This window comes from Acidocella sp. (assembly GCF_028687955.1).
In the GTDB taxonomy this organism is placed as follows: domain Bacteria; phylum Pseudomonadota; class Alphaproteobacteria; order Acetobacterales; family Acetobacteraceae; genus Acidocella.
The window spans coordinates 10,308-34,536 of sequence record NZ_JAQTZC010000016.1 but is presented as its reverse complement, the minus strand read 5'-3'; the positions used below and the strand labels follow the sequence as shown (position 1 = coordinate 34,536).

20 protein-coding genes are annotated in these 24,229 nt (G+C 63.6%); 7 read left to right on the top strand and 13 right to left on the bottom strand.

Features of this window, described 5'->3' with window-relative positions; translation table 11 throughout:
* Positions 1-152: 152 nt before the first annotated feature.
* Both PHE40_RS03770 and PHE40_RS03765 read left to right on the top strand, forming a co-directional pair.
* Complete coding sequence (locus PHE40_RS03770; protein ID WP_299958203.1) at positions 153-851, top strand: VIT family protein; 699 nt, start codon at positions 153-155, stop codon at positions 849-851.
* 19 nt (positions 852-870) lie between these two features.
* A complete protein-coding gene (locus PHE40_RS03765) occupies positions 871-1,416 on the top strand; it encodes a cytochrome b (protein WP_299958200.1) in 546 nt (181 codons plus the stop codon).
* Here the strand turns inward: PHE40_RS03765 and PHE40_RS03760 are convergent.
* The 11 genes from PHE40_RS03760 to PHE40_RS03710 all read right to left on the bottom strand — a co-directional run bounded on the left by PHE40_RS03760 (position 1,413) and on the right by PHE40_RS03710 (position 14,082).
* Positions 1,413-1,823, bottom strand: coding sequence for a DUF3775 domain-containing protein (locus PHE40_RS03760; RefSeq protein WP_299958197.1), 411 nt, complete (start codon positions 1,821-1,823; stop codon positions 1,413-1,415). The two genes, PHE40_RS03765 and PHE40_RS03760, sit on opposite strands and share 4 nt — an antisense overlap.
* Before the next feature lie 74 nt (positions 1,824-1,897).
* Positions 1,898-2,416 carry a peptide-methionine (R)-S-oxide reductase MsrB gene (msrB, locus tag PHE40_RS03755; RefSeq protein WP_299958194.1) on the bottom strand — a complete coding sequence of 173 codons (519 nt, stop codon included), beginning with the start codon at positions 2,414-2,416 and terminating at the stop codon, positions 1,898-1,900.
* Positions 2,403-4,418, bottom strand: coding sequence for a thioredoxin domain-containing protein (locus PHE40_RS03750; RefSeq protein ID WP_299958191.1), 2,016 nt, complete (start codon positions 4,416-4,418; stop codon positions 2,403-2,405). Before PHE40_RS03750 ends, msrB begins: the two co-directional genes overlap by 14 nt.
* 241 nt (positions 4,419-4,659) lie before the next feature.
* Entirely contained in the window at positions 4,660-4,851 is a 192-nt protein-coding gene (locus PHE40_RS03745) for a hypothetical protein (protein WP_299958188.1), read from the bottom strand.
* A gap of 10 nt (positions 4,852-4,861) precedes the next feature.
* Entirely contained in the window at positions 4,862-6,001 is a 1,140-nt protein-coding gene (gene cydB, locus PHE40_RS03740; RefSeq protein WP_299958185.1) for a cytochrome d ubiquinol oxidase subunit II, read from the bottom strand.
* Positions 6,002-6,016: 15 nt separating this feature from the next.
* The gene (locus PHE40_RS03735; RefSeq protein ID WP_299958182.1) at positions 6,017-7,639 is read right to left on the bottom strand and encodes a cytochrome ubiquinol oxidase subunit I; all 1,623 of its coding nucleotides are present in this window, start codon (positions 7,637-7,639) and stop codon (positions 6,017-6,019) included.
* A 222-nt stretch (positions 7,640-7,861) separates the two neighbouring features.
* On the bottom strand, positions 7,862-9,532 hold the full coding sequence (gene cydC / locus PHE40_RS03730; protein ID WP_299958179.1) for a thiol reductant ABC exporter subunit CydC: 1,671 nt from the start codon (positions 9,530-9,532) through the stop codon (positions 7,862-7,864).
* Positions 9,520-11,274, bottom strand: a complete 1,755-nt coding sequence (cydD, locus tag PHE40_RS03725) for a thiol reductant ABC exporter subunit CydD (RefSeq protein ID WP_299958176.1) — start codon at positions 11,272-11,274, stop codon at positions 9,520-9,522. The genes cydC and cydD overlap by 13 nt, the downstream gene beginning before the upstream one ends.
* 77 nt (positions 11,275-11,351) lie before the next feature.
* Positions 11,352-12,284 carry a hypothetical protein gene (locus PHE40_RS03720; RefSeq protein WP_299958173.1) on the bottom strand — a complete coding sequence of 311 codons (933 nt, stop codon included), beginning with the start codon at positions 12,282-12,284 and terminating at the stop codon, positions 11,352-11,354.
* Positions 12,285-12,313: 29 nt separating this feature from the next.
* The gene (gene metW, locus PHE40_RS03715) at positions 12,314-12,925 is read right to left on the bottom strand and encodes a methionine biosynthesis protein MetW (RefSeq protein WP_299958170.1); all 612 of its coding nucleotides are present in this window, start codon (positions 12,923-12,925) and stop codon (positions 12,314-12,316) included.
* A gap of 14 nt (positions 12,926-12,939) precedes the next feature.
* Complete coding sequence (locus PHE40_RS03710) at positions 12,940-14,082, bottom strand: homoserine O-acetyltransferase (protein WP_299958167.1); 1,143 nt, start codon at positions 14,080-14,082, stop codon at positions 12,940-12,942.
* A gap of 95 nt (positions 14,083-14,177) precedes the next feature.
* On the opposite strand from PHE40_RS03710, the gene PHE40_RS03705 reads away from it, so the two are divergent.
* The 4 genes from PHE40_RS03705 to glmU are packed head-to-tail and all read left to right on the top strand — an operon-like array spanning position 14,178 to position 18,289.
* Positions 14,178-15,038: a chorismate mutase gene (locus PHE40_RS03705; RefSeq protein ID WP_299958164.1), complete on the top strand. Its 861-nt coding sequence runs from the start codon at positions 14,178-14,180 to the stop codon at positions 15,036-15,038.
* Entirely contained in the window at positions 15,035-16,120 is a 1,086-nt protein-coding gene (gene hisC / locus PHE40_RS03700; RefSeq protein WP_299958161.1) for a histidinol-phosphate transaminase, read from the top strand. Before PHE40_RS03705 ends, hisC begins: the two co-directional genes overlap by 4 nt.
* Positions 16,113-17,000, top strand: coding sequence for a prephenate/arogenate dehydrogenase family protein (locus PHE40_RS03695; protein WP_299958158.1), 888 nt, complete (start codon positions 16,113-16,115; stop codon positions 16,998-17,000). Before hisC ends, PHE40_RS03695 begins: the two co-directional genes overlap by 8 nt.
* 5 nt (positions 17,001-17,005) lie before the next feature.
* Positions 17,006-18,289: a bifunctional UDP-N-acetylglucosamine diphosphorylase/glucosamine-1-phosphate N-acetyltransferase GlmU gene (glmU, locus tag PHE40_RS03690; protein ID WP_299958156.1), complete on the top strand. Its 1,284-nt coding sequence runs from the start codon at positions 17,006-17,008 to the stop codon at positions 18,287-18,289.
* Between the two features lie 4 nt (positions 18,290-18,293).
* Here the strand turns inward: glmU and PHE40_RS03685 are convergent, their stop codons facing one another.
* Together PHE40_RS03685 and ndk are read right to left on the bottom strand one after the other, a co-directional pair.
* Positions 18,294-21,452 (bottom strand): Hint domain-containing protein, encoded by a 3,159-nt coding sequence (locus tag PHE40_RS03685; RefSeq protein ID WP_299958155.1) that lies wholly within the window; start codon positions 21,450-21,452, stop codon positions 18,294-18,296.
* A 320-nt stretch (positions 21,453-21,772) separates the two neighbouring features.
* Positions 21,773-22,195: a nucleoside-diphosphate kinase gene (gene ndk, locus PHE40_RS03680; protein WP_299958153.1), complete on the bottom strand. Its 423-nt coding sequence runs from the start codon at positions 22,193-22,195 to the stop codon at positions 21,773-21,775.
* Between the two features lie 88 nt (positions 22,196-22,283).
* On the opposite strand from ndk, the gene PHE40_RS03675 reads away from it, so the two are divergent.
* Positions 22,284-24,167: an ABC-F family ATP-binding cassette domain-containing protein gene (locus tag PHE40_RS03675; protein WP_299958151.1), complete on the top strand. Its 1,884-nt coding sequence runs from the start codon at positions 22,284-22,286 to the stop codon at positions 24,165-24,167.
* Positions 24,168-24,229 lie beyond the last annotated feature (62 nt).

Genomic DNA, 24,229 nt, shown 5'->3' with positions numbered 1-24,229 from the left:
TTTCGCGCGATGATCCGGCTGAATATGCCTGCGGCTTGGGCGATGTTATACCAGTCAGCCTTAAGGCTGACTGGTATGCGCGCGGGGCTGGTGGGGCGGCCGCGCGCAAAATCAAGAGCTTATACCAACGGCGGAAAAGGAATTTGACGCACATGATCGTACATATCCACACGGAAAACCATCTGATTGAGCGGACCGGCTGGCTGCGCGCCGCCGTTCTGGGCGCCAATGATGGCATTATCTCAACCGCCAGCCTTATCCTCGGCGTGGTCTCCGCTGGGGGAACACAGCACGATGCGCTGGTCGCAGGCGTCGCCGGGCTGGTCGCGGGCGCGATGGCGATGGCCGCCGGGGAATATGTCTCGGTAAGTTCACAGAGCGACACCGAGAACGCCGCGCTGGCGAAGGAACGGCACGAGCTGGTGACTGCCCCTGCCCACGAGGCCGAAGAGCTGACGCAGATTTACATCAACCGCGGCGTCGAGCCCGCGCTTGCGCGCGAAGTCTCACGCCAGCTCATGGTCAAGGATGCACTGGCCGCGCATGCCCGCGATGAGCTGGGTATTTCAGACACAACAGGCGCCAACCCCATTGAAGCCGCGCTCGCCTCGGCGCTGACATTCTCCGCGGGCGCGGCGGCGCCGCTGATCATCGCCGTGGTTTCACCGCTGGCATTGGTGATGCCCGCCATCGGCATCGGCGCCATGCTCTTCCTGGCCGTGCTCGGCGCGGTGGGCGCCAAGGCGGGGGGCGCCGCGCCGCTGAGGCCGGCCCTGCGCGTGCTCTTCTGGGGCGCGCTGGCCATGGCGGCGACAACCGGCATCGGCCGGCTGTTTGGCACCGTGGCCTGAACCAGAGCACCCCGCCCACATGAATAACGCAACTGCCCCGGCCCGTTACGATGGCGTCTCCATTATCCTGCACTGGGCCACCGCGGCGCTCGTGGTGCTGCAATTCGGCTCGGCCGAGACCTGGGGGTTTTTCCCCAAGGCCGTGCGGCATATCATGATCACCGGCCATATGTCCTTCGGCGTGATCCTCACCGCGGTTATCGCGCTGCGGATTTTATGGCGCCTGACCCCCTTCCACAGCGCACCCGCCGCCGGAACGGAGCTTATGGACCGCGCCGCGAAGGCGATGCACCATACGCTGTATACGCTTATCGCCGCCGAAATTCCCCTGGGATTTTTCACGCGCTGGACCGATAATCACGCGTTGAGCTTCTTCGGCCTGCTCATCGCCTCGCCCTTTGGCACCTTCTCCAAGGCAACCGGCGGCTTTGTCGATGAAATTCATGATCTCAACGCCTGGCTGATCATGATCCTGGTTGCTGGCCACGCCCTGGCGGCGCTCTACCACCATTACCTCCTGCGCGACGATATTCTGCGCCGGATGCTGCCGCGGCAGGCGCGCTAATCCTCAACGCTTGCGCAGGACAGGCCAAACTGCGCGAGCGCTTCCTCCAAATAATCGGCCAACAGCGGAATGCCGAGTAGATAATCCGCCGTGCGCGCATTATGGTCGCGCGCCGCCTCGCCCCGCAGCGCGTTCCAATCGCTGATATCGCCATCGCCACGGCCGAGCCAAGCCATCGCCACCAGGTCTATCTGCGCATCCTCGTTCAAAGCCCAGATCACGCTGGAAAGCTCCGTGCGCACCGGGTCGTCAGAATGATCCTCCAGCACGGCGCGCATGTCATCATCACTGGCGTTGGAACCGGGGTCCGGGTCGCTCACCTCGTCCTTGGCGTCAAACTGCCGCGCCTTGGCGATGATGAAACAGATGGTTTCGAGAGCAATCGACAGGTTCGGTTCTTCGGCCATTTTTCCCTCGCTGTGTACAGGACTTCTCCGCGCGCAAGGTTACCGCAAATCAGCAATCATTGCACGCCAAAGCGTCATCGCGCCGCGGGCGTGAAGCGCAGCGCCACGCCGTTCATGCAGTAGCGCAGGCCTGTCGGCGGCGGCCCGTCGGTGAACACATGCCCCAGATGCCCGCCGCAGCGCCGGCAATGCACCTCGGTGCGCTCCATGAAGAGCGAATTGTCACGGGCGGTAAGCACGGCATCAGGCAGCGGCGTCCAGAAGCTCGGCCAGCCGGTGCCGCTGTCATATTTGGTTTTGGAGGAGAACAGCGGCAGCGCGCAACCGGCGCAGTCAAAAATGCCCGCACGATGCTCGTTCAACAGCGGGCTGGAAAACGGCGCCTCGGTGCCCTGTTGGCGCAGCACGTCATACGCCCCCGGGGACAGCAATTTTCGCCATTCCGCGTCGCTATGCGTCACCTCATAGGTTTGCGTGGCCCCCGCGGCGGAGCCGCCAAACAATGCCGCGGCGGAGCCGCCAAACAATGCCGCGGCGGAGCCGCCAAACAATGCCGCGAAGGAGCCGGAGAGAAAAAAATTACGCCGGTTCATGAGATACTCCTGTTTTCGGGAACGGACGCAGCAATGCCTTCAGCGCGCCTGGGGTTGTCACCGGCAGGGCGCAGGTGCCACCCCGGCATACGAAGGCGGCAGGCGCTGCCGAAGTTTTGCCGTATGCCGGATGATCGGGCGGCAACACGGCATCCGCCGCAACCTGCAACACCACTACGGCGGGGTCGGCCGCGGCCAGGGCGGCGCGGGCCAGATCCCTGGCGCCGCCAGTCACCACCACGCAGCTGGCGTTCTCCAATATATCCAGCGCCGCGAGCAGCACTGGCGAGGCCGCCAACGCCTCCACCCGCCCGCCATAGGCCGCCAGCACCGCCTCAGCCTTGGCGCGGTATGTTGCATCGCCCGTGAGATGAAACAAAATCGCGTAATTCTCCGCCATCAGGCCGATGCCCGAGGGCGTGGGTCCATCGGTGACATTGCGCCCGCGCGGGCCGGGCACATCCGCCGCGTCATACGCCGCCATGTAGAAAGCCCCTGCCCCGTCGCTAAAGTTTTCCTCCGCCGCGCGCAGAATGCGCAAGCCCTGGGCAAGGCGCGCGGCCTCGCCGGTGGCCTGATACAGCGCCAGCGCGGCGCGCAGCATCGCCGCCTGATCCTCCAGCAGCCCGGCGGCGGAGATGATCCCGCCCCGGTAGGCATGGGCGATGCGGCCATCCGGCCCGCCCATTTTCGCCAAAATAAAGTCAAACACCCGCGCCGCCTCGTCCAGCCAGCCCGGCTCGCCAAACACGAAGCGCGCCCGCGACAGCGCCGCGATGGCAAGCGCGTTCCAATCCGCCAAAATCTTATCATCCCGGCCGGGGTGGATGCGCCCGCTCCGCCGCGCCAGCAGCGCCTCCCGGCAAGCGGCCAGCGCCAGCTCGATGGCGGCATCACCCAGCGGGGTCTTGCGCTCCAGGATGATCCGCTCCTCCCAGTTGCCATGCGGGGGCAGCGGATAATGCGCGCCGAAAAACTCTGTCTGCGCGCCCAGAACCGCGCTGATCTCCGCCGCCTCCCACACATAAAATTTGCCTTCCACCCCCTCGCTGTCGGCATCTTCGGAGGCGGCGAACGCACCCTCCTCGCGCATGTCGCGCCGCAGCCAGGCCACGGTCTCACGCGCGCGGGCCGCATAGAGTTGCGCGCCGGTTTGCGCGTGAGCGAGCGACAATAAATCCAATATCAGCGCGTTATCGTAGAGCATCTTCTCGAAATGCGGGATCAGCCAGGCTTGGTCCGTGGCATAGCGGGCGAAGCCGCCGCCTACATGGTCATAGATCCCACCCTGGCAGATGGCGTTCAACAGCAGCGTCACCGCCTCCCCCGCCCGCGCATCCCCCGCGCGCAAAGCCTCCTGCCACAAAAACCTGAAAATCGGCGTGTTGGGGAATTTCGGCGCGCTACCGTTGCCGCCATGCCGCCAATCCATGCCGCGCAGAAACCACCCGCGCATATTATCCAGCACTTGCGGGCCAGGAAGCGCGCCCGGACGCGCCGCCACGCTGGCCGCCAACGCCCGGCCCATCGCCGCCACGGTCTCGCCGATGCGCGCGCGGTCCGTCTCCCACACTTTGGCCAGCGCGCCCAGCACCTGGGTGAAACTCGGCCGCCCGAAACGCGGCTCGGGTGGAAAATAAGTGCCGCCCCAGAATGGCTCCCCGGCCGGGGTGAGCACCATGGTCAGCGGCCAGCCACCCTGCTCACCCATGGCGTGCAGCGCGCTCATGTAAATCTGGTCAATATCCGGCCGCTCCTCGCGGTCAACCTTGATATTCACGTAATGCGCGTTCATCAGGGCGGCGACGCGTTCATCCTCAAAGCTCTCATGCGCCATCACATGGCACCAGTGGCAGGCGGCATAGCCGATGGAGAGCAGGATCGGCACATTGCGCGCCCGCGCCTCTTCCAGCGCCTCAGCCCCCCAGACGTGCCAATGCACCGGGTTGTCCTTATGCTGCCGCAAATAGGGCGATGACGCCTCGCCCAGCCTGTTAACCATGCCCGCCACCTCCACATTATCCAGGGTAGATGGGAACGCGCAGGCAAGCACACCAGAACACAGGCCAAAAGAAAAACCGGCCACCCCGAGAGGAGCGACCGGTCAATCATTGCCTTCAACGCGGAAGGATCAACTCTACCCTATGGAAATTTCTTCCGCGTGTAGAGATAGGCAAGGCCGTATAATCCCAGATAGAGGAACGGGATGAAAATGATCAGCCCTTCAAGATCGCCAAACATGGTCAGCTTCCTTTCTTCTGGGTTTCGAGCTGGGTGTCAAAGAGAACGCCGCTGGCCACCGCGATGAGAATAATCATGGTCGTGCCAACCAGCCAGGCGAAGTACCAGGGGCCATAGTCGCCGCAGAGAACAGCCAGCGCGATGGCGACAAACAGCACCACCGCCAGGCCCAGAAATTTTGCAAAGGTTTTCATCTCAAAACTCCTAATAGCTATGCGGATCGTTGACGATGGTCTCAGTCTTCACCTTGCCGCGCATCACATAAAACGCCCATGAGGTGTAGGACAGAATAACCGGCACGAAGACCACGGCAAAAAACAACATCCAGCCAAGGTTATAGGCGCTGCCTGTGGAATTCCAGACTGTTAGGCTCTGGCTCGGGTTGGTGGAAGACGGCATGAGGAAGGGGAACATCGCGATCCCGACCGTGCTGATGGTGCCCGCCCAGGCGACGGCGCCAAGCCACCAGCCCAGCACTTTAAGGTGCAGGCGCAGCGCCAGCGTGCCCACCAGCATGCCAACAAACCCAAGCACCGGCGCCACCCAGAGGATGGGGTGGTTGTTATAGTTATTCAGCCAGGCACCCGCGTGCACCGCAACAGCCGGCCCGCCAAGCGGCGTCGCCGCCATGCCGGGATTCACCGCGCCGGTGAACACATACCCGTTGAGATGCGAAACCCAAAGCCCACCCACTGCGAAGATCACCGCCGCCAGCAGGCCGCCGCAGCTCGCGAACAGGCGCGCCCGGCTGTAGATCGGCTCAACACCGCGCAACATCAAAAAGGTGCCGCCCTGGTAGATGCTCAAGGAGAGCGACATCACACCGCACATCACCGCGAAAGGGTTGAGCAGGTAGCTGAGGAAGGATTCGTCCTGATAGTACTGGCCGGTCCAGCCATAATGAAAACCAACACCTTCGAGCACATTACCAAAAGCCGCGCCGTAGATGATCATGGGCAGGGCGCCGGAGATCAGGAAGGCCCAGTCCCATGTGGCGCGCCAGGATTTGGCATCCACCTTGGAGCGGTATTCAAATGCCACGGGGCGCATGATCATGCTGAACAGCAGCAGAATCATCACCACATAGAACACCGAGAACGAGGTGGCGTACAACGTGGGGAAGGCGGCGAAAATGGCGCCGCCGCCCAGGATGAACCAAACCTGATTCCCATCCCAATGCGGGCCGATGATATTGAGCGCGGTGCGGCGCTCGGCATCGTTTTTGCCGACAAAGCGCAGCAGCGTGCCAACCCCCATATCCATGCCCACCATCACGGCCAGGCCGGTCAGCAGCACCCCCAGGAGAACGGCCCAGATAATTTTCAGAGCAACATAGATTTCCATTTGTCAGTCTCCTTCCTATTCCCAGGACTTGGCGGCAAAGCCGGGTTTGGCGAACATCGGCAATGCGCCCGTGCCGGCAACCGGGGCTGCATGGTCATGGGATTGAGGGCCAAGGCGGGCGTATTTGAACATCAGATAAAGCTCCGCGGCGATGAAGAGGCTGTAGAGCAGCGTAAAGCCGATGAGCGAGAAGACCATGTAGCCAACACTATGGCTGGAGGCGGCCTGGAACGTCGGCAGCCAGCCATACACCGACCACGGCTGGCGCCCGGCCTCGGCCGTGATCCAGCCGAATTCGCAAGCCAGAATAGGCGCCGGAATGGAGATCGTGCAGAGCTTCAGCAGAAACCTGTTGTTCTCCAGCTGGTTCTTCAGGCTGAAATAGGCCATGAACGCGAACAGCGCGATGAAGTAGAAGCCCAGGAACATCATGATCCTGAACGCCCAGAACGTAACGAACACATTCGGAACGGTGTCCAGCTCGGTCTGCTGCACCACCGCCGGCATCTCAGCCGGGGTAATCGCATTCAGATCCTGATTCGGCGCGTTCTGCTGCGCCAGAAAGCCGTACCCCATGTCGTCTTCATACTGCTTGAACATGGCGAGCGAGGCCGCGTCATGCGTCGTGCTGTATTGCTGCAGCGCGTTAATTGCCTTGATGCCGTTGAGGATCTTCGGCCCCGCGGCGGATTCCAGATCAATCAGGCCCGGGATCGGCTTGTCGAGCGTATGCGTAATGAGCGGGGTCAGCACATAGGGGATGCCGATTTCAAGCGAATTGCTCTGCGTTTTATCATTTGGCAATGCCGCCAGCAGCCATGGCGCGGAGGGCGAGGTCGTGGTGTGCCACAGACCTTCAATCGCCGCGATTTTGGTTGGCTGCAACAAATCATCCAGCCGCCCGAGCGCGTCGCCCAGTGTCACCACGGCCAACGTCGAGATCAGCCCGAACACCGCGGCCATGCGAATGGAGCGCGCCGCGAATTCCTTGTGCCGGTTGGTGAGCAGGAAATAGGCGCTGACGCCCATGACGAACATCGCCCCGGTAACAAAACCGGCAATCGAGGTATGCACGAATTTCGCCTGCGCATCCGGGCTGAACACAAGCTGCACAAAGCTGTTGAACTGCATGCGCATCGTATCCGGATTGAAGCTGGCCCCTTCCGGGTCCTGCATGAAGCCGTTCGCGATGAGAATCCATAATGCCGAAAGATTGGAGGCAAGCGCCACCAGATAGGTTATGGCCAGATGCGCCGGCTTGCTCAGCCGGTCCCAGCCAAAGAACATCAGCCCGATGAAGGTCGACTCCATGAAAAAGGCCATCAGCCCCTCAATGGCCAGCGGCGTGCCGAACACGTCGCCAACGAAATGCGAAAACATCGACCAGTTGGTGCCGAATTCAAATTCCATGGTCAGGCCGGTAGCGACGCCGATGGCAAAATTGATGCCAAACAACTTGCCCCAGAACTGGGTCATGTCCTTATAAACCTGCTTACTGGTGATGACGTAGGTGGTCTCCATCGCGGCAAGGAGCATGGTCATGCCGAGGGTCAAAGGCACGAAGAGAAAATGATAAAGAGCAGTCAAGGCAAATTGTAGACGAGAGAGGTCTACAACAGTTGGGTCTATGAGCGGCATTACAAATGCTCCTGCTACGATTGGTGCTGTGTTTCAGTTATGATGAACATACCGGCGTACAATACCCGGGGCCTGTTTCGAGTGAGTTGATCTATATCAAAGTCTGTTCAGATAATAAAATCCTCGTAATCCAGCTAATTGCAGTATAATTCTACTCTTTTAATCGCCTCGTCACGTTTTGTGCAGAATAATACAAATTTATATACCGCTAATCGGCCTGCCTCAAAAAACTTTACCGCCTGCAAGTGTATAAACCGCATCCATAACCGCCAGCCCGGCCCGGCGATGGGTGATATACAGCACCGTTTTCCCCGCCATCACCGGCCGCAGATCGCGCAGCAAGGCCTGCTCGGTCAGGGTGTCGAGCCCTTCGGTCGGCTCGTCGAGAATCAGCCAGGGCGTGTCCTTCAGCACCGCCCGCGCAATCGCCACGCGGCGCGCCTGCCCGCCGGAAAGCCGAACCCCCGCCTCGCCCACGATGGTATCCAGCCCCAGCGGCAACCCCCGCACAAAACCGGCCAGTTGCGCCACTTCCAGCGCGTGCCACAGCTCATCCTCCGCCGCCTCGCCCTTGGCGATCAACAGATTGTCGCGGATCGTGGTGTGGAACAAATAGCTGCGCTGGGAGACCACGCTGAAATACCCCGCCAGATCCTCCGCGTGGAAGTCCCGCAGCTCCACCCCGCCAAATTTCGCGCTCCCCGCCTGATACTCATGAAAGCGCAGCAGCAGGTTGATCAGGCTGGTCTTGCCCGCGCCGGTGGCGCCCATGATCGCGACATGACACCCCTGACTTATATGCAGGTCCAACCCATTCAGCGCCCATGGCGCATCCCCGGCATAACGCAGGCAAACCCCGCGCAGGTCGAGATCAAACCCCTCCGGCCGGGGCGAAGGATGCGCGGGCGGGACGATCATGGGCTTTTGATCCGCGATTTGAAAAATCCGCGCCGCCGCCGCGCGGATCTGGCCGAGAAATTGGAACGCCACCGGCAAGGGAGCCACCGCCTCGAACGCCGCCATGGTGCCCAAAGCCAGCATCGGCAGTTGCGGCGCCGCAAGCCGCCCGGCGCTCACCGCCGGAATCACCGCAACCACCACTAGCAAGAGTGTGAAATTCGTCAGCAGCCCGGCGGCCGCGCTGCCCAGCCCGGTAATGCGCGCCATTTCCGCCTGCCGCCCGATCAACCGCGCATTCAGCCCCGCCACGCGGCCCTGCAAGGCAGGGGCGGCATTATAGCTCAGCAGCTCGCCCATACCCTGCACGGCATCGACCATTTCCGCGCGCAAATCCGCGTTCAGCCACGTCATTTCACCGCCGGCGGCCGCGCCCCGCTTTTGCGTCAGCCACGGCAACGCGCCGCCGGTGAGCGCCAGCCCCGCCAGCAGCGCCAGCGCCGCGGGCCAGGAGAACACGCCAAAGAACGCCACCATCGCCAGCCCAGCCCCGCAGGCCACGGCAAACGGCACAAATACCCGCAGGTAGAACATGTTCAGCGTGTCGATATCCGCGACAATGCGCGAGAGCAAATCGCTCGCCCGGTAGCCCTGCAACACCGCCGGGGCCAGCGGCTCTAGTCTGGTGTAGAACCACACGCGCAGCTGCGCGAGCAGGCGGAAGGTCGCGTCATGCGTCACCAGCCGCTCCACATAGCGCGAGGCCACGCGCACGGTCGCGAAAAACCGCACCCCCGCGGCCGGGCTGAAAAAATTGAATGCATTCTGCGCGGCAAAACCCGCCAGCCCAGCGAGCGCGGCAGCGGCCAAAAACCAGCCGGAGAGCGCCATCAGGCCAAAATTCGCCAGCACGGTGAGGCAGGCCAGCGCAACGCCGCCCAGCATCCAGCCCCGGTAGCCATCAAACAACCGCAGCAAGCGGATCAGATCGCGCATGAGATTTCCTCCACCCCTTCGCGCCCCGCATTGCGCATCGCGGCATATAGCCCGCCGCTCGCCCGCAGCTGCGCCGGCGTGCCACACTCGGCCACCCGCCCGGCCTGCAACACAACCACACTGTCCGCGCGCTCGGCCATGGCCAGCCGATGCGCGATCATGATCACCGTGCGTCCCACCGCGAGATCCATAATCGCATCCATCACCAGCGCCTCGCTCTCCAGGTCGAGATTCGCCGTGGCCTCATCCAGGATCAACAGTTTTGGATCTTTCAAGAACGCCCGCGCCAGCGCGATACGCTGTATTTGCCCGCCAGAAAGCCCCTGCCCCAGATCACCGATCACAGTCTCAAACCCCTGCGGCAACGCCTCTATGAATTCCAGCGCCCGGGCCTTGCGCGCGGCGTCGCGCAGCGCAGCCGAATCAGCATCCGGCCGCCCCAGGCGCAAATTGGCGGCGATACTGCCATGAAACAACCGTGGATTTTGCGGCACCCAGGCCAAATTCTCCCACCAGCCCTCCACCGCCACCGTGCCCAGCTCCGCCGCGCCATTAATGCGCACATGCCCCCCTTGCGGCTGAATGAACCCCAGCAGCATGCGCGCCAGCGTGGTTTTGCCTGCCCCGCTCGGCCCTACCACCGCGGTCATCCGCCCCGCCGGAAACACGCAGCTCAGCCCGTCGAGCACCTTCTCCCCGGCCTCATAGGAAAATTCAAGATTTTCGCATGAAATCGCAACACCTACCGGCAACGGCGCCAGCGGCGCCACCGCTGGCGCGGGCACGGGCGCGTCCAGCACCTCAAAAATCCGCCGCGCCGCCGCAAGCGCGCTCATGCGGGCGTGGTAATGCGTGGAGAGCCCGCGCAACGGCACAAAATATTCCGGCGCCAGCAACAGCACGAGAAACGCCGGATAGAAATCAATCCGCCCGTGCAGCAACCGCACGCCAAAAATCACCGCCACCAGGGCAATCGCCAGGCTGGCGAAAAACTCCAGCGCCGCCGAGGTGAGGAACGCAATCCGCACCCCCGCCATCGTCGTCTTGCGGTAATCATCGGAAATCCGCGCCACGATCTCTATCTCATCGCGCGCCCGGCCAAACAGCTTCAGCGTCGTAATGCCTTGCAGCATGTCCAGAAAATGCGAACTCATCAGCAGCAATTTCTGCCATTGCCGCTGGTTGATCGCCTCCGCCCGGTAGCCGATGAACACCATGAACACCGGGATCAGCGGCCCGGTGACCAGCAGGATCAAACCACTGATCCAGTCCACCGGAAACACCAGCGCCAGAATCGCCAGCGGCACCGCCACCACCAGCGCCATCTGCGGCACATAGCGTGAAAAATAGGGCTCCAGCGCCTCCACACCCTCGATCATCGTACCGGCCAGATCGGCGCTGTTCTCACCCGCCGCCGCCACCGGGCCGCGCCGCAGGATATGGCCCAGCAACTCCTGGCGCAGATATGTCTTGATCGCCCCGGCAGCCCTGAAGGCGCTCACCTCGCTCGCATAGGCAAGCCCCGCGCGCAGCACAAACAACCCCGCCAGCCCCCACAGCAACGGCGCCACCAGGGCCAGCGTCTGGTGCCGGAACGCCACGCCACTAATCACCCGCGCCAGCAACACCGCCTGCGCGATCACCAGCAGCGCCGCCGCCACGCCCAGGCCGATGCTGGCATACAGCGCGCCCCGCGTGCGCCGCCCCTCGGCCATCAAACGGGGATCGATCCGCCCGCTCATACAGAAAACCGGCACATGCAGGCGGCGATCATCGTTCTCATGTCTCCTCTTAGCCCGGAAAAACCACCAAGGCCACGCTACGCGCCCGTGCCTGGCGGCAGTTGCAGCCCGCCGGCGGCGGCTTTCTCCGGCGCCGTGCGCAGCGCCTCCGGCAACGCCTCATACAGCGCCACCTCAAAATCCGGATCAATGAAGCGCGCGCCGTCCCAGCCCATGTCCACCCGGCAGAACTGCTCCCTCAGGTCCCGCCGCGGCAGCAAATGCCGGTAAAACCGGAACCGCGCCGCCGCCGCGTTCGCCTGCCGGAGCAACTCCCGGTATTGCGGCGCAGCATGCCTGCCCTCCGTAAAAATCATTCCCACGCCCGGGTGCAGCACCTCCATCGTCTGGCGGGCCAGCAACGTCGCGACATTGCGGAACTGGTCATGCGCGTGCGGCGAGAGCCTGCCCCAGCGATGCGCGATGCAGATATGAAACTCACCCCCCAGCTGATGAAAACTCACCAGGCAGTCCACCGGCTCCGCCCCCGTGGCCGCCGGATAGCGGCTTAGCTCGGCTGGGAAGAACCGCCGCCAGGAGGAGAGCACATCGCGCGGTGGCGCAAACGCGGCCAGCCCGGCGGGCTGGCGCACCGGCAGCGACATCGCATCAACCAGCGGGTTCTGCGCCTCCTGGTGGAGAACACGCCAAAACGCCGCGTCCACCGCCTCGATGCTCGGGAAAGCCTCAAAATCCGGCAGCGCCACGCCCCCCTCGCGCGCCGGCGGCACAGCGGCAAATCGCCATGTGGCGTAATCCGCTACGGTCGCAAACCGGCCCCGCCGCGCCGCATCCTCCAGCGCCTTCGCCTGCTCGCGTTGTGCCAGCGCCCGCAGATGCCGCGGCGCGCCAAAACCGTCTCGCGCGGCGATTTGTGCGCAAACAACCCGCCATTTTTCAGTACGCGCGGCAAGCTTCCGGTATTTTTGCTCCCAGTACGGATCATAATACGGGTTCGGCGTGCCAGCCATCTCATGCCTCTACACGGAGCCAGCCTGCTTCAGCGCCCGTTTTTGACCTTGCGTAACAAAAACAGCCCCTGTTCACCAAACAAATTCGCCAGCGCCGGCCAGCGCCGCCAGGGTGCGCGCGCGCCCTCCTCGTCGGCTGCCAGCCATTCCTCCACGATATACCCATCCGCCGCGCAGAGGTCGAAGAAATCGCGGATCGTGCAGGGGTGGATGTTGGGCGTCTCGTACCACATCCGGCTCCAGTTCTTGGTCATCGGCATCCGCCCGGTGAACAGCATCTGCAACCGCAACGTCCAATGGCCAAAATTCGGAAAACTCACGATCGCATGCGTGCCGATCCGCAACATCTGGCGCAACACCTCACGCGGCTTCTCCACCGCCTGCAAGGTGCGCGAGAGCACCACATAATCAAACGCCCCGTCAGGATAGCTGGCAAGGTCGCTATCGGCATCGCCCTGCATCACCGGCAGCCCGTGCGCCACCGCCAGGGTCACCGTCGCCATGTCGATCTCCAGCCCCCGCGCATCGCAGCCCAGGTTGCGGAACAAATGGTCAATCAGCGCGCCGTCGGAACAGCCGATATCCAGAACCCGCGTCTTGGGCGCCACCATCCCCGCGATCAGCGCCAGATCAACACGCATTTTTTTCGAACCGCTCAACTCAACCCCGCATGCTCGGCGCAGCCCGCCAGAAACCCGCGCAGCGTGCGATGGAAATCCGGCTCGTCAAGCAAGAACGCATCATGCCCCTTGTCGGATTTTATCTCCACGAACGAAACGTTCGCCGCCACATGGTTGAGCGCCCGCGCGATCGCGCGTGACTGCTCGGTGGGAAACAGCCAGTCGGAATCAAAAGAAACCAGCAGAAACCGCGTTTTCGTCCCCGCGAAGGCCGAGGGCAGCACCCCGCCGTAATCCGCCGAGAGATCGAACAAATCCATCGCGCGCGTAATCGTCAGATATGAATTCGCATCGAACCGCCGCACGAAGCTGGAGCCTTGGTATTGCAGGTAGCTCTCCACCTCGAAACGGTCGCCCAGCGCCGAAATCCGCGCCGTATCCTGCAGTTTGCGGCCGAACTTGCGCGTCAGCGCCGCCTCGGAGACATAGGTTATGTGCGCCGTCATCCGCGCCACCGCCAGGCCGCGCGCGGGCGTTACCCCATGTTCCCAGTAGCGCCCGCCCCAAAAATCCGGGTCCGCGGCAATCGCCTGCCGGCCGATCTCATGAAAGGCGATGTTCTGCGCCGAATGATACGCCGCCGCCGCCACCGGCACGGCGGCGAACACCTGCCCCGGATACAGCGCCGCCCAGGCCAGCACCTGCATGCCGCCCATGGAGCCGCCCACCACGGCGAACAACCGGCCGATCTCCAGATGGTCGATAAAGCGCTTCTGCGCGCGCACCATGTCGTTAATCGTCACCGGCGGAAAATCAGTGCCCCAGGGCTGCCCGGCATGCTCGTCATGCCGGCTGCGTGGCCCGGTGGTGCCCATGCAGCCGCCCAGCACATTGGTGCAGATGACGAAGAATTTTTCCGTATCCACCGGGCGGCCGGGCCCCACCACCTGCTCCCACCAGCCGGGCTTGCCGGTCTCTGGGTTGGCCTCCGCCACATATTGGTCGCCCGTGAGCGCGTGACAGATAAGAATCGCATTGCTCTTGGCCGCGTTCAGCTTGCCATAAGTCCGGTACGCAATGGTCAGGCTGCCCAGATGGCGGCCGCAATCAAGCATCAAACCTTCGGCAAAGGTCACGCTCTGGTGCTGGGTCTCGGATCGGGTGGTCGTCTGGTCCATTTTTCGTCACCGGATATGCGCTGCCGGGCCGCATGGTGCAATCCCCGCCTCGGCCCGCTTGGCGGCGGCAAGACAATTAGGGTATCAACCAGACGATGAACGATTTCTCCTCCCCTCCCAATGCGCTGGCGCAGCTGCGCGCCCAGCTCGACACCATCGACGATCAGATTCACGCCCTGCTGATGGCGCGCGCCGCGGTGGTTGAGAGCGTCGCGCGTGACGGCGGCAAGACCGGCACCAAAATCCGCCCCGGGCGCGAGGCCGCGATTCTACGCCGCCTTCTGGCCTGTCACCAAGGCGCGTGGCCCGCCCAGGCGATCGTGCGCATCTGGCGGGAGATTTTCGGCGCCGCCCTCATCATCGAAGGCGGGCAGACCATGGCCGTTTGCGACGGCGAGGGAGGGGCCGAGCGCCTCGCCCTGGCGCGCGAACATTTCGGCCCCCTCACCCCGGTGCGCCGCCACCACAACCCGGCGCAAACCCTGGCTGATCTGGCCCGGGACGCGGCGCAGCTCGCCATCCTGCCGCCACCGGCCGAGGATGACGACGGGCAGGGAGGCTGGTGGCAGATGCTCACCGCCAGCGCGCCGCACCGCCTCTTCGTCATCGCGAAAATCCCCTTCTGGACCAAACGCGCCGAAGGTCTGCCGCTAGGCGAGGCATTCGTCGTCGCTGCCGTCAGGCCCGACCCCTCCGGCCAGGACCGCAGCCTGCTCGTGCTGGAGCTCAGCGCCAGCACCTCGCGCGCACGCGTCGCCTCGCTCCTCAAGGGCAGCGGCTTCACCCCAAGCCAGATCTGGGTCAAACGCATCCCCGGAGGCACCTCGATCCTCGCCCTGGTGGAGGTCGAGGACTTCATCGAGGACACCGACCCCCGCCTTAGCGCCATTGCTGGGCTGAACGCGCCGCCCGTCGTCATCGGCGCCTTCGCCGTGCCACTGGGCGACACACCATGAGCGCCCCGCAACCGCGCCCGGAGGTGTTTTCCGTCGCCTCCTATGTCGGTGGCGAATCCGTGCTGCCGGGCTTTGAGAAACCCATCAAGCTCTCCTCCAACGAGGGCGCCTTCGGCCCGCCGCCCAGCGCGCTGGCCGCCCTTGCCGCCACGGGGGAAAAATTGCACCGCTACCCGGACGGCAGCTCCGCGAAACTGCGCGCCGCCATCGGTGAAAAATTCGGCCTCGATCCCGCGAAAATCGTCTGCGGCAACGGCTCGGACGAACTGCTCAGCCTGCTGATCCAGGCCTACGGCGGCCCCGGCACGGAACTGATCATGAGCGTGCACGGCTTCTCGATCTACGAGATCGCCGGCAAGCTGGCCGGGTGCACGGTTTTGAAGGCGGCGGAACAGAACCTGACCACCGATGTCGGCGCCATGCTGGCGCTGGTGACCCCGCAAACCAAAATGCTCTTCCTCGCCAACCCCAACAACCCGACCGGCACGCTGCTGCCGCAATCTGAAATGTTGCGCCTGCGTGCCGGGCTGCCCGAGGACGTGCTGCTGGTGATCGACGCCGCCTACAGCGAATATGTGGACCGCCCCGATTACGACCCCGGCATCGCCCTGGTGGACGCGGGTGAAAACACGGTGATGACCCGCACCTTCTCCAAAATCTTCGGCCTCGGCGGCGCACGGCTCGGCTGGGCCTATGCCCCCCTGCCGGTTATTGACGTGCTGAACCGCATGCGCGCCCCTTTCAACGTCAGCGTCACCGCCGCCGCCGCCGGCATCGCCGCCCTGGCCGAACCCGGCTGGCTGGAGGCCGGGCGCGCGCACAACACCCAGGCCCGCACCCGGCTGGAAGCGCGCCTCGCGCAGCTTGGCCTAGAAATCCACCCCTCGGAAGCCAACTTCACCCTGGTGGATTTTGGCAGCCCGGCGCGTGCCGCCGCGGCTGACCAGTTCCTGCGCGCACGCGGGCTTATCGTGCGTAACGTCAAATCCTACGGCCTGCCGTCCTGCCTGCGCATCACCATCGGCACCGATGATGAGTGCAACCTGGTCGCCGCCACGCTGAACGCCTTTGTCCATGGTTGAACCCCTCTTCAAGCGCTTGGTCATCATCGGCATCGGGCTCATCGGCAGTTCCATCGCGCGCGGCGCCAAAGCCTTCGGCGGCATCGCCGGCACGCTCGTCATCTGCGATTCCAACCCCGCCGCCCTGGCCCGCGCCGCCGCGCTCGGCCTGGGTGACGCCTACGAAGCCAGCGCCGCAAAGGCCGTCGCCGGAGCCAATGGCGTGATCCTCTGCACCCCGGTCGGCACCTATGCCGCCCTCGCACAAACCATCGCGCCGCATCTGGCGCCGGGCTGCGTGCTCTCCGATGTCGGCTCGACCAAGCAGTCGGTCCTGCGCGATGTCGAACCGCTGGTCCCCGCCAACGCCGTCTTCGTCCCCGCCCACCCGATCGCTGGTACGGAGTTCTCCGGCCCTGATGCCGGGCTGGCGGATCTCTTCAAGGGCCGCTGGTCGCTGCTCACCCCGCCCGCCGGCACCGCCGAAGCCGCAATCGTCAAAATCGAAACCATGTGGAAAATCCTCGGCGCGCAAACCGCCCGCATGGACGCCGCCCATCATGACCGCGTAATTGCCATCGTCAGCCATCTGCCGCACCTCATCGCCTTCACCATCTGCGGCACGGCGGACGATCTGGCCGACGAGACCCGTGGCGAGGTGCTGCAATTCGCCGCCTCCGGCTTTCGCGACTTCACCCGCATCGCCGCCTCCGACCCCGTGATGTGGCGCGACATCTTCCTCAACAACAAGGATGCGCTGCTGGAAATGTTCTCCCGCTTCTCCGAGGACGCGCAGGCGATGGCGCGCGCCGTCCGCTGGGGCGACGCTGATTATATCGAAGATAAAATCAACCGCAGCCGCAAAATCCGTAAAAGCCTCATCGACATCAAACAAGCATAACCGCCATGGAAAACACCGCCATCATCATCGCCGCCGGGCTTGGCACGCGCATGAAATCCAGCCTGCCAAAAGCCGCGCACAAGCTCGCCGGGCGCGAAATGCTGCGCCACCTCACTATGGCGGCGGAATCGGTGTTCACCCGCGTCGTGGTCGTGGTGGGGCCAGATATGCCGGCGCTGGAAGCTCTGGCCGCGCCGCATGGCGTGGTGGTCCAGGCCGAGCGCCTGGGTACCGCGCACGCCGCCAGGCAGGCGGAGGACCAGTTCGGCGAGGGTCTGGTCGCGGTCTTCTATGCCGACAACCCCTTGGTCTCGCCCGCCACCATGCAGGCCCTGCTCGCCCGCGCCCAGGCGGATGACGCCGGGCTAGTCCTCCTGGCCATGACCCCGCCCGATCCCGGCAAATACGGCCGCCTGGTCATGCGCGATGGCTACGTCTCCCGCATTGTCGAATATGCCGACGCCACACCCGAAGAGCGCCGCCTCACCCTGTGCAACGCCGGCGGGCTGGCCGGCAAAGCCACTGACATGCGCCGCTGGCTGGCTGCCGTGAAAGCCGAAAACGCCAAGGGCGAATACTACCTCACCGACATCGCCGCCATCGCCCAGGCCGAAGGCGTCAAGGTCGCCGCCTTCGAGGCGCCTTACGCCGAATGCATGGGCATCAACTCCCGCGCCGAACTCGCCGCCGCCGAGGCCGCCCTGCAAACCCGGCTGCGCGAAGCGGCGCTGGAATCCGGCGTCTCTATGCTCGCCCCCGAAACCGTGTTTTTTTCCGCCGATACCCTGCTCGGTGCCGATGTCATCGTGGGGCCGTACGTGGTCTTCGGCCCCGGCGTCACCGTGGAACCCGGCGCCGAGATCAAGGCGTTCTCACATCTGGAGGGCTGCGTGGTGCATAGCGGCGCGCTCATCGGCCCTTACGCGCGCCTGCGCCCCGGCGCCGACATCGGCCCTGGCGCGCATGTCGGCAACTTCGTCGAAATCAAAGCCGCAACGCTGGGCGCGGGCGCCAAGGCCAACCATCTCACCTATATCGGCGATGCCGAAATCGGCCCCGGCACCAACATCGGCGCTGGCACCATCACCTGCAATTATGATGGTAAGGCCAAGCACAAAACCAAAATCGGGGCGAAAGTATTCATCGGCTCCAATACCTCGCTGGTCGCCCCCATCACCGTGGGCGATGGCGCGCTGGTCGCCGCTGGCTCCACCTTGACCGGGGATGTCGCCCCCAACACCCTGGCCCTGGGCCGCGCCCGGCAGGTCAACAAGCCGAAGCGGCCGTAACGGCTTACGCCGCGCGGGCGGCGGCCGCATCCGTCTGCACGAGCTGGGTGCCATCGGTGCTGCGGCGCACCTCCACCGGCAGCGTCACCCCCTCCGGCAAGGTGAATTCGAACCCGTGGGAGCCGCTGCCAAAACCAGCGTCACGCAGATCCTCGCGGTAAGAATTGGCCAATACCCGGCCAATGCGCCGGCCCTGGCAAAGAATATCCAGGCAAACCGGCGTTTCCGGCGCCGCGGCATCCTGCGCCCAGCCCGCGCAAAGCACCGGCCCGGCGATATCCACATAACCGCGCAACGCCCCCTCGGCCGCCGGCTCGTTTATCCCCGCCCGCGCCGCAATCCGGCGCCAGATGGCGTCAAGCTGGAAACCGCCGTCCAGCCTTGGCAGGCAAATATGCTCCGGGGCGCAGCCCTGCGGATACAGCGCCTTGAAGCTCGCCGCGTTATGGAACTGCGGCCGGAAATATTCGCCCATGAAACTCTCCGCCGGGCAGTTCTCCGCGAAGATGACCTCGTGGTTTTCCAGTTCGATGTGGTAATATATTACCTCATCCACGCGCGGCATCTGGATGATGCTCACGCCATTGACCAGCCGCGCGGCATGCACCAGCACCCCGTCGATGCAGATGGCATGCCCCGGTGACACAAACAGATCGCGCGAGGGCACCCCCTCACCCAGCGCTCCGGCCCGTACGCAAATGGGCAACACCTTCGCATGGTTGGCGAAGGGAGCGGCGTAGCCACGCATGCCGATCCATTTAATCTTCTGTATTCCGGCGTGCATGGTCGGCAGCGCATCACCGATTAGCAGATCCTCCACCGCCACCTCGCCGCGCACGGTGGCGATACGCGTGCCGCGCACGTAGCAGGTCACCTCGGTAATCTGGGTGCCCGCGGTCACATCCGTGATGCTAAAGGCGGTGGCGGGGGGCACGCTCGGCAGATACAACGTCTCGGTGGAAGTCCCGTTCGAGAGTGTCAGCACCCCGGCAGTGAATGTATCGGAGGTGGCGGTGAAACCATCGAGGACGAGCGTATCACCAGCGGCAAAACCATTGATCGCCACGCCATTTGGATTACCAAGCTCCGCGTAATTGCCTTCCAGCGTCCAGGCGGCGCCATTATCAAAGGTGATGCTGTTAAAACCGCTGACGGTGCCGCCCATGTCGAACGATCCGGCGGAGCTGCCCGAGGCCAGCTCCAGCGCGCCGTAAGTCCCGTTATCATGGATTGCACCCGCAAACCGCGCGCCGGCATCGAGGATCAGCCGGTCATTGGCACCAGAGAACAAAACCGCCGTGCCCGAGCTGCCTTCAATCAGCCCGGCGTTGATGAGCGTGCCGTAGGCGCCCAGAATCCCCACGCCGCCTGCACCCGCGATCGTTCCGCTCGCCGTGTTGTCGATGATTCCGCTACCGGCGAGCACCATGCCGGTGGCGGGGTAGATTGTCCCGTTAATTGAGAACGCCGAGCCTGTGGCCTCGATCAGCCCGGCGTTGTCAATGGTTGTGGAAACGCCGAAACGGGCTGCCCCATCCACCCCAATCGCGATGCCCGCGATGGTGCCGCCGATCTGGTTCGTGACCGTATCCGAACCATAGAGATAAACGCCCGCACCGGCGCTGATCGTCCCGCCGGTCTCGTTGGTCAGCGTGCCGCCGCTCCACAAAAGCACGCCAACCTCGGCGAATGTCTTGCCACCTCTGACAAAAACCGTATTCCCGGCCGTGATCAATCCGGAATTGGTGACATAGCCCGAACCAGATCCGCTAATCCCGGCAACCACCCCATCATGCACGCCCGTTATGGTACCGGAATTAACCGCTGTGCCACTGGTCGCGAAATAGACGCCCACGCCATGGTTCGCAGCGATGCTTCCGGCGTTTTCCACATAACCACCGCCATTCATGCGGATAGCCGAGCGGCCGGAAATAACGCCGCCCGCGCTGTTGAACACCTGGCCGGACTGTTGCAGGTAAATGCCGGCATAGGCGCTGGCCGTTCCGCCGGCGGTACCCGTCTGCTGAATAATGCCCGTGTTGTAAATGATCGCGGTGCCGTTCTGCTCCTGCACCCCCGCATAGCGCGCGCCGGTGATATTCCCGCTGTTCACAAGGGTGATCGTCTCGGCATTCGTTCCCTGTGCCTGAATGACAACGCCAACATTGCTGGCGTTGATCGTCCCGGTATTCACCACCGTGCCGGGCACTTCCATGGCGATGCCGGTGCCAAACAGGCCGTAGGTGCTGGTGGTGCCGTTGCTGCTCACGGTGAGCTGCAACCCCGCCGTGGTGCTGGCCTCAATCAGACCGCTATTTTTTACATAGCCTACGAGGCCGGGCGGCGGCGTGTTGCTGTGGGTGGCTTGGTTGTAATAATGCAGATAAACGCCGTTCTGCCCGGAAATGGTGCCGCTATTGAGGACGGTGCCGCCATCGTTGATCCGCACCCCGCCGTAAAAATTCGTGTAGTTATTGCCGGTTCCCGCGCCATTGGTGCCAACGGCGCGAATATCGCCCGAATTGCTGACAAGCCCGCCGCTGCCGAGTTCTATGCCACCAGCATAACCAATGATGGTCCCGGCATTCTGCACCGTGACGGGGTGCGAATTTTTCTGCCCGCTCAGCGCATATTGATCGCCCTTTGCCAGGCCGCTGCTCAACAGCCCGGTGCTGGTATTGGAGACCACGCCGCCGCCAAACAACGCCACCGCGCCATATTTTGCGCCATAGACGGTGCCGGAATTAACCACCGTCCCGCTACCGCTGAACAGCACCACGCCGACGCCGATCGAGCCGTCAATCAGCTTGCTGTTTTCAATATAAGACGACCCGGTGCCGAAGGCGGCAATGCCGCTCGCGCTCTCAATCGTCCCCGAATTAAGCACGGTGCCCGAAGCACCCAGCAAAATCCCGCCATTAAAGGGGTTGGAAGCATTCGTTCCGTGGCTCTCTATCAGCCCGGTATTGGTGATGGTGAAATTCGCGGTGGAGGGGCCGAACACGGCGGCGGAAAAGCTCTGCAAAGTCGCGCCGTAGCCGGTGTTGATGGTGTAGGAACCAACCGAGCCGTAGGCGTTGACGGTGCCGGAGATAACGACATCCGGCTGCGAGGAGCTCAGCGTATAAGTTGTGAGTATCGTCCCTGAAATTGTTTTTGCCATAATGACCCCGCCTCATCCCACATTTAACTGAGTATTAACGCAATCCACCGTAAATAAATTGATCCAGATCATTTCGTTATGATCAATCCATCCACCACCAGGATTGGAATGCGCCCAGCCGCATCGGAAACAACTTCGTTTAACCAAATAATAACTGATTCCGCCACAAAAATCCTACATGAGCCACCCGGCAAGGGGCAATTGAACGATCACAACATCACTAAACCGCAACAAAATCAATTGACAACAAAAAAGCGGCACCCGGAGACCAGATGCCGCTTAATGATGTCCAGCAGCCAAGCTGGCGCCGGGAAATATGCTCAGGCGGTGATGTCGATCCCGGCGAAGAAGAAGCTGATCTCCTGCGCGGCGGCTTCCGGGCTGTCGGAGCCATGCACGGAGTTGGCTTCGATCGACTCCGCGAAATCGGCGCGGATGGTGCCGGGGTCAGCCTTTTTTGGGTCGGTCGCGCCCATGATGTCGCGGTTCTGCATAATCGCGTTCTCGCCTTCGAGCACCTGCGCCACCACCGGGCCGGAGATCATGAAGCTGACCAGCTCGCCAAAGAACGGACGGTGTGAATGCACGGCATAAAACGCCTCGGCCTGGGCCTTGGTGAGCTGCAGGCGGCGGGTGGCAATGATGGAGAGCCCGGCGGTCTCGAACTTGTCATTGATCTTGCCGGTCAAATTGCGGCGGGTCGCGTCGGGTTTGATAATGGAGAGGGTGCGTTCGATTGCCATGATACTATCTGCCTTTAATTAGGTGTGGCCGGGCAATAGCGGGGCCGGGCGGGGTGGGCAACCCCCTTGCCGCGCTGTAGAGGGGGGCATGAGCGTTTTAAGTCTAGAGAATCTGTCCTACAGCATCGCCGGGCGCACCCTGCTGGATCGCACGAGCCTCATGGTCGACCCCGGCCGCCGCATCGGCCTCATCGGCCGCAACGGCGCCGGCAAATCCACCCTGCTGAAGCTGATCGCGGGTGAGCTGCATCCTGATGGCGGCAACATCCGCTTTGGCCAGCGCGTGCGCCTGGGCTATGTCGCCCAGGAGGCCCCCAGTGGCGATGTAACCCCCCTGGAGGTGGTGCTCAAAGCTGATACCGAGCGCACCGCGCTGCTGGACGAAGCCGCCCACCACGAGGTCGACCCCCACCGCATCGCCGAAATTCATGACCGTTTGCTGACCATCGAGGCTGACGCCGCCCCCGCCCGCGCCGCCGCCATCCTCTCCGGCCTCGGCTTCTCCACCGAATGGCAAAGCCGCCCCATGAGCAGCTTCTCCGGCGGCTGGCGCATGCGCGTCGCCCTGGCCGCGGTGCTGTTCTCCAACCCAGACCTCTTGCTCCTCGACGAGCCGACCAACCATCTGGACCTGGAAGCCACTCTCTGGCTGGAGCAATACCTCGCCAAATTCCCCGGCGCGGTGCTCCTCGTCAGCCATGATCGCCAGTTGCTGGACCGCGCTGTGGAAGCCATCGCCCATCTGGACGGCGGCAAGCTCACCGTAACCCCCGGCGGCTTTGCCGAATTCGTGCGCATCAAAACCGAAAAAGCCCTGCAACTCGGCCGCGCCGCCGAAAAGGCCGCAGAGCAGCGCGCCCATATGCAGAAATTCGTCGACCGTTTCCGCGCCTCCGCCACCAAGGCCCGGCAGGCGCAAAGCCGCATCAAGGCGCTGGAGCGCATGCCGCAAATTGAATCAGTGGTGGAAGATCGCGTCACCCGCTTCTCCTTCCCCGAGCCCAACAAGCTGGCGCCGCCGATGCTCAGCCTCGACAATGTGGACATCGGCTACGACACCAAGCCGGTACTCACAGGCGTCTCTCTGCGCATTGACATGGAAGACCGCATCGCCCTGCTCGGCACCAACGGCAACGGCAAATCCACCATGGCCAAGCTCCTGGCCGGGCGGCTGGAGCCCCTGCGCGGCCGCCAGTTCCGCACCGGCAACCTGCGCGTCGGCTATTTTGCCCAGCACCAGGAGGAAGACCTGGTAATGACCGAGACCCCCTACGAGCATCTCTCGCGCGCTTTGCCCAAGGCCACCCCGCCGCAGGTGCGCGCCCAGGCCGCCCGCTTCGGGCTCGATGCCGACCGCGTGAACACCAAGGTCGGCGCCATGTCCGGCGGCGAGAAGGCCCGCCTGCTGCTGGCGCTCGCCACCCGCGATGCCCCGCATCTGCTCATCCTCGATGAGCCGACCAACCATCTCGACATTGACGCCCGCGACGCCCTGGTGCGCGCTTTGGCAGATTTCGAGGGCGCGGTGGTGCTGATCTCGCATGACCCCTACCTCGTGGACCTCGTGGCAGACCGGCTGCTGCTGGTGGCAAACGGCAAAGTCACGGCGCTCGAGGGCGACCTCGCCGCGTATGCCGCCAGCGTCACCGAAGGCAGCACGAGCAACGGCGGCGGCTCGCGTGACAATTCACGCAAGAACGTCCGCGCTGAGGGCAAGAAGGAACGCGCCGAAGCCCGCGGCAAAACCGCGCCGCTGCGCCAGGCGGTCAAGGATGCCGAACTGCGCCTCGCCAAGCTCACCGCGGAGAAGGACCTGCTGGAAAAAAAGCTCGCCGACCCTGGCATGTACGCCGCCGGCAAGGCCAAAGACCTCGCCTACATCAACCAGCGCATCGCCGCCATCAAGCGCGAGACGAATACGGCAGAACACGCCTGGCTGGAAGCTTCCGCCGCGCTGGAGGCGGCAATTTAAGCGCGATCGTTTGAGGTTCGCTCAGCCGAGCGAGCCGAAAACGTGAATCGCCCTCAGAAAAA